Below are 13,746 nucleotides of genomic sequence, written 5' to 3'. Positions count from 1 at the left end.
CAGTTTCCAGTCGCTCCACCCTATCCGCGTCAGTGAGTGGCACGGAAAACGTCGGGGCTGCTGGCGGGCAGCCCCGACGTGTGTGCAACCGCCGTCCGGTTAGAGCACCAGGTCCGCGTAAACCCGCAGTGAGTCCCGCACAAACTCGGCGCCCTTCTGACCGCCGTAGTTCTTCGCGAAGCGGGGGTCGGCGACATACATGTCACCGAGGCCCAGCACATACTCCTTCGACAACTGCTCACCTGAACGGGGGACGCCAGGGGCCTGCGAGAGCCATTCAATATGCCGCGCGGCCAGGCTCTGCGCTGTGCCACTGTCAGGGGTGATGCCATCTGCGGCAGCCTGAGTCCACTCAGCCCCAAGTTCAGCCGCCTGCCGCCGGAACACTGCCTTCTCGGCGTCGGTCTTGGACCGCCACCAGGCGTCACCCTGGGCGTACGCGTCCTTACCCCAGCGCTCTTCGACCTCGTCCTTGTACTGCGTGTGATCAAATCCGTTAAACATGTTCTCTGCCACGAGTTCCTCGCCCTCTTCCAATCGATTTACTGTGTATTCGACCGACGCAATCTGCAACGCCAGCCTGTCCCGTTCCTGGCGCAGCCAGTCGAGGTGACGGTGCAGCGATTCAACTGGTTCCGCCGCGCCCGCGAGGACTTCTGCAATGGCGGGAAGGCCCAGGCCCAGTTCGCGAAGCATGAGGATGCGTTGCAGACGGACGAGCGTGGCGTCGTCGTAATAGCGGTACCCGTTGGCGCCGATCCGCGACGGCAGCAGCAGACCCAGGTCACCGTAATGCCTGAGTGTCCTGCTGGTGGTGCCTGCCAACCGGGCAATTTCCTGGATGGGCCAGTCCATCCCGCCTCCTCCCGTTCGGTGTGGTGTCAACGCTAATAGTTGACGCTACGTCAAGGTCAAGACGGTCGGGGGGCATCTCCGCCGACCCCCTTCCGGGCAGTGAATGAGCGATGCTACAGTTCGATGACGAAGCCAACGGCGGGCGTCCTGCACGGGAGCGCTATCAACCAGGTGGACCTGCACATCGACCAACCCGCAGCTCTCTGGAACCGCCCCCGTAGAAATCCCGGCCGGGCGAGTGACGACAGTTGCCCACCACGGGAGAGTTACTTTGAGTACCAACGACGACGAGCGTTTCCTGACCGCCGCGATTTCGCTGGCCGTTGACAATGTCACCAACGACGGCGGCCCCTTCGGAGCGGTGATCGTTACCGGTGACGGACAGGCCTTCGACGGGGTCAACCGGGTCACGGCGAACAACGACCCGACCGCCCACGCCGAGGTAATGGCCATCCGGAACGCGTGCACGGCGCTGGGAACCTTCGACCTGTCAGGCAGCACCCTCTACACCAGCTGTGAGCCCTGCCCCATGTGCCTGTCGGCGGCACTCTGGGCACGGGTGGAGACCGTTGTCTACGCTGCGGACCGATTCGATGCGGAGCAAGCCGGCTTCGATGACGCAGTTTTCTACAACTTCTTCACCACCCCTGTGGAGGAACGATCAATGCCAGTCCGGCATTTCGTTCCGGCAGCGGGATCATCGATTCCCGCGACAGCACCGTTCGATGCGTGGCGCAGCCTCGCCGCGCGGGTGGACTACTGACCCGTCCGACGACTGTCAGGACCGGATGGAGAGGCGGACGGTCATCACGTCGCCTTCGGCAAGCCCCTCAGCCTTCCTCACCGCCGCCTTGACCGGGACAACGTAGCTTTCATCCTGCGGGAAGAGCGACGTCGGCCAGGTGCTGCCGCCGATCCCGGCGTCGACCGGGATCATCCCCCACCCGTAGCTCACGATGCCGGATTGCTCCCGCAGCAGCTGGCATTCGTCCGGCGGCACCGTGACAAAGTACCAGGGTGCGGGGCCTTTCCAATGCCACAGCGTTCCCTCGAATTCGAGTTCCATCCCGAGCCTCCCTGCCCGACCGTCCGTCGTCGGCTGCGACCACTTTATCGGGGTGGGTGAGTCCCTGGGAGGCCGCTCTCCGGTCGAAGGGGGGCGTCCTGGGACGGATGACTCTGGATCCCCGCCGGGCGGGCCAGCAGTTCAATCGCCAGAACCGTGATGCCCACCAAGGCCACCGCCCAGACAGCGACGGTGACGGTAGGCTCCGGCCAGAGGACCAGGACGGCCAGGGCCACCACGACGACGACTCCCTCCGCTGCCCGACGGTAGCGGGCCAGCCAGTGCTGCCAGCGCGCTGGTTGGCCTGCGCCCGTCCGGCCAATGCCAAGGTCGGCGAACCGGGCGAGCCCGCCGCGGAACCGTTGCGCCGCGGGAGATCGGCCGGCAAGGAACATGACGAGCACCACCACCAGCGCCCCAGCAAAGATGACCCGGATACTGGTCTGCAACGGGGAGAGCAGAATATCAATCAACCGCTCCGCCGCGCCCGGAGTCTGCCCACCGGATTCAATGGCGTTCAGATAGTAGGCCCGACCCAGTGCGAGCCCGAGTGCGAGGACCGCCATCACCACGGTGATGGCGAAACCCAGTGCGCCCACCGCTCGCCGCCGCGATCCCGGGGGAGCCACTCTGACGGCGCCGACGGCTAGGGCAAGAACGAGAAACGCAAGGATGAGGGCACCCCGATCCAGGACAGCAATGGCCCGGCCCGCCCGCGCCAGTTCGGGTGACTGGAAAATGGTGACTTCCGCATCGATCTCCGGAATTCTCGATGCTATCGCCACCCCCTCCTGCATCAGGCGATCCTTGACCCGCGAAATGATGTCGCCGGTGGAAATGGTCACAGCACCACTGTCATCAACCCCGATGACACCGACGGGTTGACCGGTGAGCACTCCGACAAGTCGCTGGTGAGCCTCCCGGTTGGCAGTAATCCACAGTTCCTCGAACTCGGGGGTGGTCACCAGCCAGGAAGCAGCGGCGTCAATCCGGTCGTGAGCCTGGTCGGCGATGACCGGCGCCAGTCCTTCGACCAGCGGTTCCGCCCGGGGCGCTTGATCAGTCAGACCGGTCAACGCGTCCAACGCCAATTGTTCGACGTCAACCGCCGCGGCGATCCGGTTGGTGACCTGCTCAGCGATCGCTGCCTGAAGCACCGGGTCGGCTGCGAGCGGCGCGACGGTCTCCACATAGCGATCCGTGTTCAGGACCTCGGCGCGGAGAAACAGTGCCGGCACTGCCACCAGCATCAGGGCGCCAGTCGCCACGACCATCACGATCGAGGTGACCCACCGCTTCGATGCCATCATCGGAACCCGTCAGGCCAGCAATCTGGACTTGGCAGCGGCAAACTCCTCAGGGGTCAACACGCCGCTGCTATGCAGCTGGGCGAGCCTCGCCAGCTGGTCAGCCAATTGGTCAGCGCCCGCATGCGGGCGGGGCGGGCCCGTCGCTGCAGCGGATTCCCGCGACCGGTCGTGCGCCCGACGGCTGGCTTCCGCCGTCGGGCCCTGCGCCTGCCCCGTCACTGACGGATCAGCCGTTGGCACGACGGCCCCGAGGAGTCCTGGTCTGCCCTGCCTACCGAATGGCATTGTCTGCCACCTCTCATCAGCCGTGAAGCCACCCACGCGTCAGCTCGCCGCCACACCGTCAGCCTGGAATGCTTCAACGACGGTTTCGTGTGGAATGCGGACATGCAGGACCGTCGCCCCTCCCGAATTCCGGACATCCTCCGTCAGGCGCCGCGCCCACCGGTGCTCAAGCGTGACCAGGACCGCCGACTCGTTCGCCCCCACCGACTCAGCAGCGACAGCGATGTCCGTTTCGCTCAACAGGGTGATTGGTCGAGGGTCTACCACCAGCCGGGACCAAGCATCCGGCAGGTCGTCGCCCAGATCACGAACACTGAGGATTCCCTGCGGATCCCGGGCCAGGGTCACCACATCCAGGAGGGCCACCGCGCCGGACTCGACGGCCTCGTTCAGGGAATAGGCGACACTCTGGTCAATCTCGGGGCTCGGGAAGGTGCAGATAAGTACTTCGACTGGGCCGACTCGCATCAGGGTTCCCTCTCCACGGCCACACTGGATTCGATCCCATTTTCCTTATCTTTAGGGGCTGGCTAAATCACCCGGTATGGGTGATCTGCTCAGATTAGTTGTGCGGGCACAGTTATTTCAGGATCGGAAATTCCGGTTGGGCAACGAGTTTATTGAAAAAACGCTCTTGTGCTTGGCGCAAGGAACTCCCACGATTGATATCAACGGACGGGTTCTGCTGCAGGGGACGCGTTAGACCGCCCGCGAGGTCGTCGTGTAAGGACTGGGAAATCCATGGTCACATATGGAGCAGTTGCAGCAGCGAAAGTCAGGGTGCCCGGCCGGGACCGGTTTGCGCTTCACCGGCCCCGATTGGAGCGGGATCTGGATCCACTGCTGCAAGGAGATGCCCGTGCGGCACTGCTGACCGCCGGGACTGGATTCGGCAAGACCACCCTTGCTGCCCAGTGGGCGTCGCGCGGCAGCGTAAGCGGTCAGACCATAGCCTGGCTCACCATCGATCCCGACGACGACCAGCCACCCCGGTTCTGGTCCCTGATGTTGGCGGCCCTCGAAGAAGCCACTCCGGCGCTCGGGGCGGGACAGCTCCGCCACTATCCGGTCCCGGAGTCGGCTGGCGAGAACGCCTTCATCGACGGTGTGATCACTACGATCGCAGCGGCAGGCGAACCGATTGTCTTCGTCATCGACGACTGTCACCGACTTCAGGATCGCGGTGTGCTCCAGGATCTGGACTATTTCCTCCTTCGTTCGCCCCCAAACCTGCGGTTCATGCTGCTGGGACGGTCATTGCCGAACCTCGCAGCCCTCTACCAGCTGAACCTTGAGGACTCGTCGATCAAAGTGACCTGCGCTTCACTCGCCTTTACCCGGCGGGAACTCGTTCGTTTCATCAATGGATCGCCGCTCGACGTGGACCGGGTGCTTGAGCTCACCGAGGGGTGGCCCGCCGCAGTCCGGTTGGCGAAACGACAGCCAGCGGCGCTCAGCCGCCAGGATCCACCCAACACACTGTCCGATCCCCTGTTCGCGCAATTGATGCAACCGCTCTTCGATTCCTACCCTCCCGACCTGCAGGAACTGCTGCTCACCGTGTCGATCCTCGAGGATTTCAGCGCTGAGGACGTCCCCCACGCTGTGGGACGCCCCGACGGCACGAGAGTGATCGCGCGTCTGCGTGCGGAGACCGGACTGCTGCTAGAAGTCAGCGGTCAGCCCGGAGGTCCAGACCGGTACCGTTTCCACCGCCTGCTACAGCGATTCCTCACCGTGCAGGCAGCAGCCCATCCCCAGGGCGTTCTTGCTGCGGCCCATTCCCGCCTGGCGGCCTGGCTACCCGGGCAGGAACGCCACGCGGAAGCCCTCGCGCATGCGGCCAACACCAACGATCCCCGGGTTGTGCAACAAACCCTCGCGGCCAGCGGCCTGGCCCTGCTCTGGAGCGGTGACACCGCCCAGATCCTCGAACTGGCCGACCAGCCCCACAGTCGTCAGCTGGATGAGCTGGGGCTCCTGTTGAGCGCAATCGCTGTCCTGGACGGAGACCCGTCGGTTGCGGCCAACTGCCTCGACCTACTCCGACGTCACGGCACCCCGAACCAGCTGCCCGGCACGTTCGCCACGCTCGCGACCGGGCTCCAGGGCCAGGTGCTGCTGTCCCAAGGCAGGTTCTTCGAGGCAGTCGAGCTGCTGGAAGCGTTTGGCGCGCATCCACCCCATGATGATCTTGACCTGTTTCTGACGAACATCCTGGGTGCGGCGCTCGTTGGCGTCGGCCGTTTCGACGAGGCGCTATCCCTCTCCGGCCAGGGAACGCGGGTGGCGCACGGCCTGGGAAACATGCGGGCCCTGGTTGACGCACGTTCGGTTGCTGCGGCCGTCCACGCGGCGCGGGAAAACTTCGGTATGGCACGGATGGAGGCAGCATGGGCCATCCGCCATGGTGACGAGGCAGCGCTTCGCTATCGGCCCAGTCTCCGGCCGGCCCATCTCATTGCGGCGTGGTGCGCCTACCATGCCCTGGATGACGGATCAGCCCGGCTCCACAACGCGTACGTCCGGCGTGCGGACTCGGCCGCCCCCGTCATCGCCCAGTCCACCTCGAAGTTGGCACTCATTCTTGAGTTCCTCAGCGGCGAGCATCGCCACGACGCCGCGGCAGCCCTGCTGGACCGCGTGCGTTTCGACCTGGTGCACACTGCACTCCCCCAGGACGTCGCCATCTGCTCCCTGCAGACCGCCTCAATGCTGCTGCAGTTAAGGCACGGCGATGCACTCGAAACGCTCAAATCCGAGCTTCGCCAGCAACAGGGTGTCAGCGGCGAGCTACACACCATTTCTGCGTGGGAGCTCCTCGCGGCCGGCCACCTCACCGCCGCACGGAAACTCCTCACGGCGGTCACCTCCGGATACGTCGAAAGCCAAAGCCGCTGCACGGTACTTACGGCCTGGGCTTTAACCTGCCGGATCGCCCTGGACGAGGAGCGTGCCTATCAGACCCGTGCAGCACTCAGTGAGGCTCTTCGACTGGGAGCTGATTACGGGATGCTGCGGGCTTTCGCTTTCGCCGGGCCCGAAGTGCGCGCGGCAGTTGTTCGTGAACAGGGCTACTTCCCGGCGTATGGTCAGGCGATTGCGCGGATCGCGCGTTTCCAGGCCAGTACACCCAGCGCGTTCTGCCCGCCGCTTACGCACCGCGAACTGGACCTGTTGACGCTGCTGCCCACCTTCGCGACCGTCGACGAGATCGCTGAACGTCTGCTCATCTCCACCAATACCGTCAAGACCCACGTCCGCGGGATCTACCGCAAGCTCGGTGCGACGTCCCGCAGGGAAGCCATCGCTATCGCTCAAGATTTGGGTCTGCTACCCCCACCGGCGCCGGCGCCCATCAGCTCAACGGCGTCCCTCGATGGATCGCTCCACCTTCTCAACCACCGCTACGGTAACTGACCATTTTCCACATCTCAGGAGGCCAAACAATGAGCATCAATTTCTGGGACTTTTTCTGGGCGACCCTGGTCTTCTTCCTGCTCGTGTCCTATCTGTCGCTGCTGTTCTTCGTGCTCGCTGACATCATCAGAAACCGTGAGATGGGCCGGTGGGTGAAGTTCGTCTGGATTCTGCTCCTTGTCTTCCTTCCCTTCCTCACCGCCCTGGCGTACCTGATTGCCCACGGTCAGGCGATGACACTGCGGGCGGAGGCGCTGAACGAGATGTCCCGGGCGCAGGTCGCCGGATCGGTGAGCAACGAGGAGGCAACAGCGGTGAACCAGCTCAAGACTGCCAAAACCCTGCTGGATGAGCGGGCTATCACCCAGACCGAGTTCCAGCGTCTGAAGGAAAGCATCCTGCAGAACTTGCCCTTCAGCTCTGGGCGGTCCTCCGAATCGGGTCCCCTGCCTCAGTGACAGCTTCCGGGCAACGACGAACCATCCAGCCGACACCCTTTCAGGACCTCGACCAGCGACGGCGGCGGGAAGTGGTGCTCCTGGCCGCGGTCCGCGGAGCTGCAACCATTACCGCCATCCTGGGGGTGTACTTCCTGGTGCCGATCACGGGCTTCAGCAACGGCATGCCGATCGCGGCCTGGGTGCGATTGATCGCGATCGTTCTCATCTTCGGCGTCGCCATGGTGCTTCAGGTCCAGTTGATCATCACTGCACATGTGCCCCAGGTGAGTGCGGCGGAAGCCGTCGTCGTGAGCGTGGTCCTTTTCCTCTGCCTCTTCTCATTGCTCTACGCGTCGATCGCCGTGACCGATCCGGCGTCGTTCAGTGAAGAACTTGACCGGGTGGACGCCCTGTATTTCACCACCGCCACCTTCGCGACGGTCGGTTTCGGTGATGTTGTCCCGGCGAGCAGTCTCGCCCGCGTAGCTGTCACCATCCAGATGATCGGTGGGCTGGGGCTGCTGGTGATGATCGCCAAAGTGGTGTTCTATGCGGCGCGGCAGGGACTGAGCAGAAGACCCTAGCCCCAGTTGTTGTGGACCTTTCCGCGCGTCTGCACGTGGCCGGAGGTGCAGTACCGTATCGTAAAATCGATGTTTAGCGGTTTCTCATGTCTGTCTCATCCAGCTTTATTACGCTGGCAATGGCGCAACACAGCGTATTACAGGAGCGGAAGGAAGCTATGAGTAGTTCCTTGGACAGGGCTGAACCCCTCGAGATGGATGAACCGGCTGCCAGAGACGTCTCTGCCAGCACCGCCCCGACGGCAGACACGTCGCTGGACAATGAGTGGGTCCGCATCCGGCTCATCAAATCGGTGCTGATCCTCGCCACCCCCGTGGCCTTCCTGAGTTTCCTCAGCGGCGTGCTCTGGCTCGCCATCCACCGGTCGACCCCCGAGAACTTCGACCGGATCCATTTTTGGTTCTACTTCTTCGATGTGGGCAGGGAAATCAACGTGCCCACCTGGTTCAGTGCCGGGCTCTGGATCCTTACCGGGGTGGTGGCTGGGTACTTCGCGCGGAAGGCGTCGAGATTCCGGAAGTCCTGGTGGCTGTTCGCCAGCGTCTGCGTCTTCTTCTCCCTCGACGAGACACTCGAGCTCCACGAGCGGCTGGATCTGATCGGTGGACGCATCGCCCTGTTGCTGCCTTTCGAGGTGGGCTTCACCTGGGTGATTCCCGGGATCGCGATCGCCGCAGTGCTGGTTCTTCTCCTGCTCCGACTCGTTCTGTCCCTTCCCTCGTCCGTCCGCAACGGCATCATTCTTGCCGGTGCCACCTTCGTCACCGGCGCTGTTGTTGTCGAAACCCTTGGCGGCTACTGGTTGGACGCGAATGGCATGACCTGGCACTTCTTCCTCATGGTGCTTGTCGAGGAAACGCTGGAAATGGCCGGGGTGGCGCTGTGCCTCGCCTCCCTGCTGCACCTGCTGGAGTACCGACTGGTGGACGGAGGCACCGCCTACCGCATGGCCGAACGCCTCCCCGATCAGCCGCGACGTCGGAAACGCGCTACCCGGGCGTGACCTAGCTAGCGGTCCGGAGGTAGTCCAGCTGGGCGGCAACCGAGGCCTCCGCGGCGCGCCGCACCGAGCGGTCGATGTCCGCATAGACCAGGTCGGTGACCTGCTGCACCGAGGCTTCAGTCCCGATTGCTGTCAGGGCGGCACGGACCTGGTCCAGCCGCTCCCGTCGGTGCAGTAGGTACGCCCGCGAGATCGCGGCAAGATCCGGGAGCATCGGCCCGTGGCCCGGAAGCACAGCGGCAGGGCCCAACCCGCCGAGCCGCTCCAGGGAGGCCAGATAGGGCCCAAGGCGGCCGTCGGGATAATCAATGATGGTGGTCCCCCGGCCCAGGATCGTGTCACCTGTCAGGATGGACCCGGCGTCGCCGTCGTCGGGAAGGACAAAACACACCGAGTCGGAGGTGTGCCCCGGAGTGGCAAGCACCCGGATGCGCACACCGGCGGCGAGGATCTCCTCGCCATCGACCAGCGGGGGCCCACCATGGCAGTGAGCGAGGTCCAGCGCCCGCACCGGTGCACCAGTCAGGTGATGGAAGCGGTCACCCGCCGCAGTGTGATCGGAGTGCCGGTGCGTGATCAGGACCAGCTCCACTGGACCGGTCCCGGCGAGCGCAGCGAGATGGTCATCGTCCAGCGGGCCCGGATCGACCACGACAGCGGGCCGCTCGGTCAGGTGATCTGCCGCTGCCGCCGCGATGAGATAGGAGTTGGTGCCCTCCAGACTCATGGGACCGGGGTTGGGTGCCAGCCGGTAGCGGGTCTGCGGACTGCTGGAAACCAGGCCGGGTGTTGTGGGGTTGGGCATGCGTCTACCCTAGCGAGGTGTTCCTGCCCTTGGCTGCCCGGTCGGATAGAGTGCGCAGCATGAGCAGTTCGTCCCGCGGCACACCGACAGTTCCACGGCTGGCCGTCAGCGTCCTGATGGTGCGTGGGGAGGAGATCTTCATCCAGAACCGCTCCCGCACCATGGATTTCGCCGCCGGTGCGGTGGTGTTTCCCGGCGGCCGGGTGGACGACGTCGACCGCGTCACCGCACAGTCCCGGCCCGCGCCGTCGTCGCTCCTGTCGGCCCATGCACGGTGCTGGGCAGAGACCAGTATCGCTGCCGGTCGGAACGCCGACCCCGCTGCCGGGGCGGGAGTGCTGTTGGCGGCAGCGGTCCGGGAGGTGCGGGAAGAGACCGGGGCTATTCTGTCCCCGCGGGACCTGACGCCCTGGGCCAACTGGATCACGCCCGCCAGTTACGGCAAACGTTTCGACACGTACTTCTACCTGACCGTGCTTGCGCCCACCCTGGCTCCCCAGCATCAGACCACTGAGGCGGATTCGTCCCACTGGTCCCCGGTGAGGAGCATTCTGGCGGGTGCTGCTGCGGGGACACTGGAGCTGATGCGGCCCACCGAAGCGCTGCTGCAGGAGTTGGCCGATCTCCCTGGGACCCTGCCACAGGCACTTGAACCGGTCCTGCGGGCACCCCGCCGCATTACGCCGGTGGGAACGCTCTAGGGGTCCACACGCAGGTACTTGTCTGCACTCTCCCCGATATTGGGGTGGAGGCAGTACTCTCTGAAGAAGGTCGCCGCCTGAGGTGGCGCGTTGATGGGGGAAATCAATGAACTGGATCCGCACACACCGGTGGTTCACGGCCGGACTAGGTGCCGCCGTCGTCGGACTGGCCCTGGTGATCACCGCCGCGGCGACTCAACCATCGCGGGAGTTTGGCTGGTTTGCCTATGCGCCCCTGGCTGATGCAGTGTTCCTGCCCGGCCCTACAGCGAGGGAAATGTTCGGTATCGGCCTGGCATCGTTGGGGCTGATCGTCATTACCGGATCGCTGGGATACCTTCGCGGCCGGCGGACGCAATGAACTCATTCACCATCCGTCCGGTGGCCGTGTGGCTCCTCGTCCTTTCGGCTGTGCTGATCCTCGGAGGGGTGTCACTGTTGCTCGGCACCTACCCGATCGCGCCGGTCTTCCCAACGACCCAAGATGGCGCGGTGAGCATCGCCTACTCGTCAGACCTGGTCCTCGCGGTCGACGGCGGATCGTGGGTTCCTGATCGGCGTGCCGTGTGGGGCGGGGTGCTGCTGGTCGGTGGACTGATGGTGAGTGCAACGGCCGCCGGGTGGCGGCTGGGACGGAAGGCCGCCGGCCATGAGTGAGGCAAAACGCCCCCGTATCAGTCAGCCTTTGATGGTCCTGCTGCTCGGTGTCGGGCTGGTAGTGGTGGGGACACTCATTGCGATAGTGCCTGGACTGATTCCGGCCGACACCACCTCCCTTGGTGACGGTTTCTCTACGTCCAGTGGAGGCGGGCTGGCCATCCGGCCGCTCGGTGTCGCGTTGCTCGCTGGCGGGATCGGCATCGGCGCGGCCGTGCTGGGCTATCTGTTCGGGTCACGACGCCGGACGACCTAGGTTCTGCCATCCCCCCTCGGAGCGGTGCGCACCAACGGGCGCTAGACGTCGGGGACGCTGGAGGACACCACGACGCTTCCTGACGCATCGCGGATCTGCAGTTGGGAAACGTCCTCCCGCATCAGGGCTGCGTTCATTCGGCAGGTAATGGTCTGTTCCGCTCCGAAGAACGTCCCCGAGGTCAGTTCCGCACCGTCTTCGCTGACCAGGATGACTTCGAAGATCTCGCCTTCGGCCAGACCATCAACCTCCAGAACCGTTTCGGTCCCCCAGGTATGGGCGACCAGTGCGGCGTCGAAGGAGGTCCCATCCGGAATCGTCGGGAAGGTGACTTCCTCGACAGCGCCGAGGGCCCCGGGCGGGCCCTCCGGGGGCGCCTGCAGCAGGGCGGAGACTGCTGAACCACCCAGCCCACCCAGAATGAGCAGTCCTGCTGCTGCGAGCCCGAGGAACGCCACCCGGGACCGGGGGGCACGGCGGCCGTTGGTGGGGCGAGTACCGCCAAGTCGCCGACCAGCAGGACGACTGCCAATCAGTTGAGGATCGGCGGTGGTCGATGGCCGAGTGGGCACCGCATGATCAGTGGAATCGCCGGAGGTGGCTGCGAAGACGCGACTGGCCAACCCGGGAGGGAGATCGGGCTCCTCCCAGTCGAGGCCGGATTGCGCGAGCCGGTCGGAAACCTCCCGCAGTGCACGGTATTCAGTGAGCATCCCGGGATCGGCAGCGCAGGCAAGATCAAACTCGCGTTGCTCCTCGCCACTGAGGTCACCGGCCAGGGCAGCGGCGATCAGACGGTCGCGTCGACTCATTGGTTCTTCGGTCACTTCTCCTCCTCCTCTCCCAGAATCTCGCGGAGCGCTTTCAGTCCGTAGTACATCCGTGTGCGCAGCGTCCCTACCGGGACACCGCTGGTCTCGTGCAGTTGCTGATAGGTCATGCCATTGAGATGGACCGCCACAATGATGTCGCGGTGCTCGGGGCTCAACCTGGCCAGGCCGCCCGACAACACAATCCGGTCGTCAACTGTTTCCACCACTGCGACGGCGGGGGCATCGACTTCCATCAACTCATTCGTGGTGGGAGTGGGGCGGCGGGCCCGGGCTTTGATCTCGTCGATCACCACGTTGCGGGCGATCGCAAACAGCCAGGTCCGTTCCGACCCACGCTCGGAGTGGTAGCGATCCCGCGCCCGCCATGCTCGCACGAACGTCTCCTGGACGCAGTCTTCGGCGATGGTCGAGTCGCGGGTGCTGTTGAGCGCGAATCCATAAATGGCCCGCGCATGCTCGGCGAACGCCTGGTGCACGTCGAAAACACCCGCAGATTGCCTGAACAGGCCGACCACCCTCTCTTCGCTCATCGTCCGAAGCGTCGCTTCCACCCGTTCACCAACCTCTACCTCGGAAGGGGGTACTGCTGTGAGGTGTCGGGCGTTCACCGGTAGCGCCAGAAAAGTTGTGATGAACGTTTGGCCGCAGTGGCGAGTATACCTTCGTACGTTGGCACCGACCCGCGGCGCCGCGCACCGAAAGGGACACCATGAAGACGACAAAGAAGGCACGATTTGCCGCTGTAGCGGGAGCGACCGGCGCGGTGGCGTTGCTGGCGGTTGCCGGCGCAGCACCAGCAGCGGCGGAAACTGTGGTCGACCGCCCCGACAGCTTCACCAGCTCGTACACGGTCGCGGCCACCCCTGATCAGGTAGTTGGACCCGACGGCGCGTTGGCACCCGGCGAACCCGGGGCGATGGGCACGTTCAACTTCATGATCAACTCCGATTCGGAGATCATCTGCTACGACATCACGCTCAACGGCGTGACCCCTCCCTACGAGAGCGGCGCGAAGACTGCCACCCACATCCACGAAGCGGTCGCCGGTGAGAGTGGACCCCCACGGCTCGCCTTCCCCAACCCGGAGGGTGATGGCGTCCTGACAAGCTCCGGCTGCCTCCAGGGCCCGTTCACCACCGGACTTGAGGGCGACGACGGCGTCGACACCGGGGAAGGGTTCTCCCTGAAGGAGATCGAGGCCAACCCCGCCGGATTCTCAGCGGATACCCACACCTCCACCTACGTTCCCGGTGCAGTCCGCGGTCAGCTGACCCTGCTGCCAGCCGGCGGTGCTGACACCGGCGTGGCGATGAGCCCTGCCGAGGAAACGGGCGCAACACTGCCCCTGACACTCGGTGCTGTTGGCGCCGTCGCGCTCGGTGCGGTCATGGTGGCACGGTCCCGCGCACGGACTGCCTAACCAGGCGCCGCCCAGGAATGGGTCGGTGTCCCGCGGGATGCTGGGGTCCTGCGGGGCGCCGCAGTCCCGCGGGGCACCGCGTCCGTGCTCCCCCCCATGGGCTAATGGCA

General features: G+C 64.8%; 18 protein-coding genes. 10 read left to right on the top strand and 8 right to left on the bottom strand.

All coding sequences use genetic code 11. The features are described 5' to 3' along the window. Window positions 1–99: 99 nt before the first annotated feature. On the bottom strand, window positions 100–855 hold the full coding sequence (locus tag HMI58_RS12225) for a MerR family transcriptional regulator (protein ID WP_171584736.1): 756 nt from the start codon (window positions 853–855) through the stop codon (window positions 100–102). Between the two features lie 271 nt (window positions 856–1,126). Here HMI58_RS12225 and HMI58_RS12220 point away from each other — a divergent pair, with 271 nt between their 5' ends. After that, window positions 1,127–1,618, top strand: coding sequence for a nucleoside deaminase (locus HMI58_RS12220; RefSeq protein WP_171620107.1), 492 nt, complete (start codon window positions 1,127–1,129; stop codon window positions 1,616–1,618). Window positions 1,619–1,633: 15 nt separating this feature from the next. On the opposite strand, the gene HMI58_RS12215 is transcribed toward HMI58_RS12220, so the two are convergent. The 4 genes from HMI58_RS12215 to HMI58_RS12200 are packed head-to-tail and all read right to left on the bottom strand — an operon-like array spanning window position 1,634 to window position 3,984. Continuing rightward, entirely contained in the window at window positions 1,634–1,921 is a 288-nt protein-coding gene (locus HMI58_RS12215; protein WP_171620105.1) for a DUF1905 domain-containing protein, read from the bottom strand. A gap of 44 nt (window positions 1,922–1,965) precedes the next feature. Further along, on the bottom strand, window positions 1,966–3,228 hold the full coding sequence (locus tag HMI58_RS12210; protein ID WP_171620103.1) for a hypothetical protein: 1,263 nt from the start codon (window positions 3,226–3,228) through the stop codon (window positions 1,966–1,968). A gap of 12 nt (window positions 3,229–3,240) precedes the next feature. Continuing rightward, window positions 3,241–3,516: an SHOCT domain-containing protein gene (locus tag HMI58_RS12205; RefSeq protein WP_171584740.1), complete on the bottom strand. Its 276-nt coding sequence runs from the start codon at window positions 3,514–3,516 to the stop codon at window positions 3,241–3,243. Window positions 3,517–3,555: 39 nt separating this feature from the next. Then, entirely contained in the window at window positions 3,556–3,984 is a 429-nt protein-coding gene (locus tag HMI58_RS12200) for a DUF6325 family protein (protein ID WP_171620101.1), read from the bottom strand. Between the two features lie 273 nt (window positions 3,985–4,257). On the opposite strand from HMI58_RS12200, the gene HMI58_RS14735 reads away from it, so the two are divergent. From HMI58_RS14735 to HMI58_RS12180, 4 genes are all read left to right on the top strand, one after another. Continuing rightward, the gene (locus HMI58_RS14735) at window positions 4,258–6,936 is read left to right on the top strand and encodes a LuxR C-terminal-related transcriptional regulator (RefSeq protein ID WP_171620099.1); all 2,679 of its coding nucleotides are present in this window, start codon (window positions 4,258–4,260) and stop codon (window positions 6,934–6,936) included. Window positions 6,937–6,965: 29 nt separating this feature from the next. Then, complete coding sequence (locus HMI58_RS12190; RefSeq protein ID WP_171584743.1) at window positions 6,966–7,394, top strand: PLD nuclease N-terminal domain-containing protein; 429 nt, start codon at window positions 6,966–6,968, stop codon at window positions 7,392–7,394. Beyond that, a complete protein-coding gene (locus tag HMI58_RS14960) occupies window positions 7,391–7,960 on the top strand; it encodes a potassium channel family protein (RefSeq protein ID WP_171620097.1) in 570 nt (189 codons plus the stop codon). The genes HMI58_RS12190 and HMI58_RS14960 overlap by 4 nt, the downstream gene beginning before the upstream one ends. Window positions 7,961–8,118: 158 nt before the next feature. Next, on the top strand, window positions 8,119–8,964 hold the full coding sequence (locus tag HMI58_RS12180; RefSeq protein WP_171620095.1) for a hypothetical protein: 846 nt from the start codon (window positions 8,119–8,121) through the stop codon (window positions 8,962–8,964). A gap of 1 nt (window position 8,965) precedes the next feature. Here the strand turns inward: HMI58_RS12180 and HMI58_RS12175 are convergent, their stop codons facing one another. Beyond that, window positions 8,966–9,769 carry an MBL fold metallo-hydrolase gene (locus tag HMI58_RS12175; RefSeq protein WP_171620094.1) on the bottom strand — a complete coding sequence of 268 codons (804 nt, stop codon included), beginning with the start codon at window positions 9,767–9,769 and terminating at the stop codon, window positions 8,966–8,968. Between the two features lie 59 nt (window positions 9,770–9,828). On the opposite strand from HMI58_RS12175, the gene HMI58_RS12170 reads away from it, so the two are divergent. The 4 genes from HMI58_RS12170 (at window position 9,829) to HMI58_RS12155 (ending at window position 11,383) form a co-directional block, all read left to right on the top strand. Beyond that, window positions 9,829–10,470, top strand: a complete 642-nt coding sequence (locus HMI58_RS12170; protein WP_171620092.1) for an NUDIX hydrolase — start codon at window positions 9,829–9,831, stop codon at window positions 10,468–10,470. A 106-nt stretch (window positions 10,471–10,576) separates the two neighbouring features. Next, a complete protein-coding gene (locus HMI58_RS12165) occupies window positions 10,577–10,831 on the top strand; it encodes a hypothetical protein (protein WP_171584748.1) in 255 nt (84 codons plus the stop codon). Next, complete coding sequence (locus HMI58_RS12160) at window positions 10,828–11,127, top strand: hypothetical protein (RefSeq protein WP_171584749.1); 300 nt, start codon at window positions 10,828–10,830, stop codon at window positions 11,125–11,127. Before HMI58_RS12165 ends, HMI58_RS12160 begins: the two co-directional genes overlap by 4 nt. Further along, entirely contained in the window at window positions 11,120–11,383 is a 264-nt protein-coding gene (locus HMI58_RS12155) for a hypothetical protein (protein ID WP_171584750.1), read from the top strand. The genes HMI58_RS12160 and HMI58_RS12155 overlap by 8 nt, the downstream gene beginning before the upstream one ends. Before the next feature lie 41 nt (window positions 11,384–11,424). Here HMI58_RS12155 and HMI58_RS12150 read toward each other — a convergent pair whose 3' ends face one another. Both HMI58_RS12150 and HMI58_RS12145 read right to left on the bottom strand, forming a co-directional pair. Continuing rightward, window positions 11,425–12,210, bottom strand: a complete 786-nt coding sequence (locus HMI58_RS12150) for a hypothetical protein (RefSeq protein WP_171620090.1) — start codon at window positions 12,208–12,210, stop codon at window positions 11,425–11,427. Beyond that, window positions 12,207–12,746: a sigma-70 family RNA polymerase sigma factor gene (locus HMI58_RS12145; RefSeq protein ID WP_171584752.1), complete on the bottom strand. Its 540-nt coding sequence runs from the start codon at window positions 12,744–12,746 to the stop codon at window positions 12,207–12,209. The genes HMI58_RS12150 and HMI58_RS12145 overlap by 4 nt, the downstream gene beginning before the upstream one ends. A 179-nt stretch (window positions 12,747–12,925) precedes the next feature. Here HMI58_RS12145 and HMI58_RS12140 point away from each other — a divergent pair, with 179 nt between their 5' ends. Then, the gene (locus HMI58_RS12140) at window positions 12,926–13,636 is read left to right on the top strand and encodes a CHRD domain-containing protein (protein WP_171584753.1); all 711 of its coding nucleotides are present in this window, start codon (window positions 12,926–12,928) and stop codon (window positions 13,634–13,636) included. Window positions 13,637–13,746 lie beyond the last annotated feature (110 nt).

The sequence above is a fragment of the Arthrobacter sp. 147(2020) genome (genome assembly GCF_013116715.1).
Classification (GTDB): domain Bacteria; phylum Actinomycetota; class Actinomycetes; order Actinomycetales; family Micrococcaceae; genus Arthrobacter_D.
Note: the sequence above shows the minus strand (reverse complement) of the source record. Positions and strands in the feature narration are given on the sequence as shown.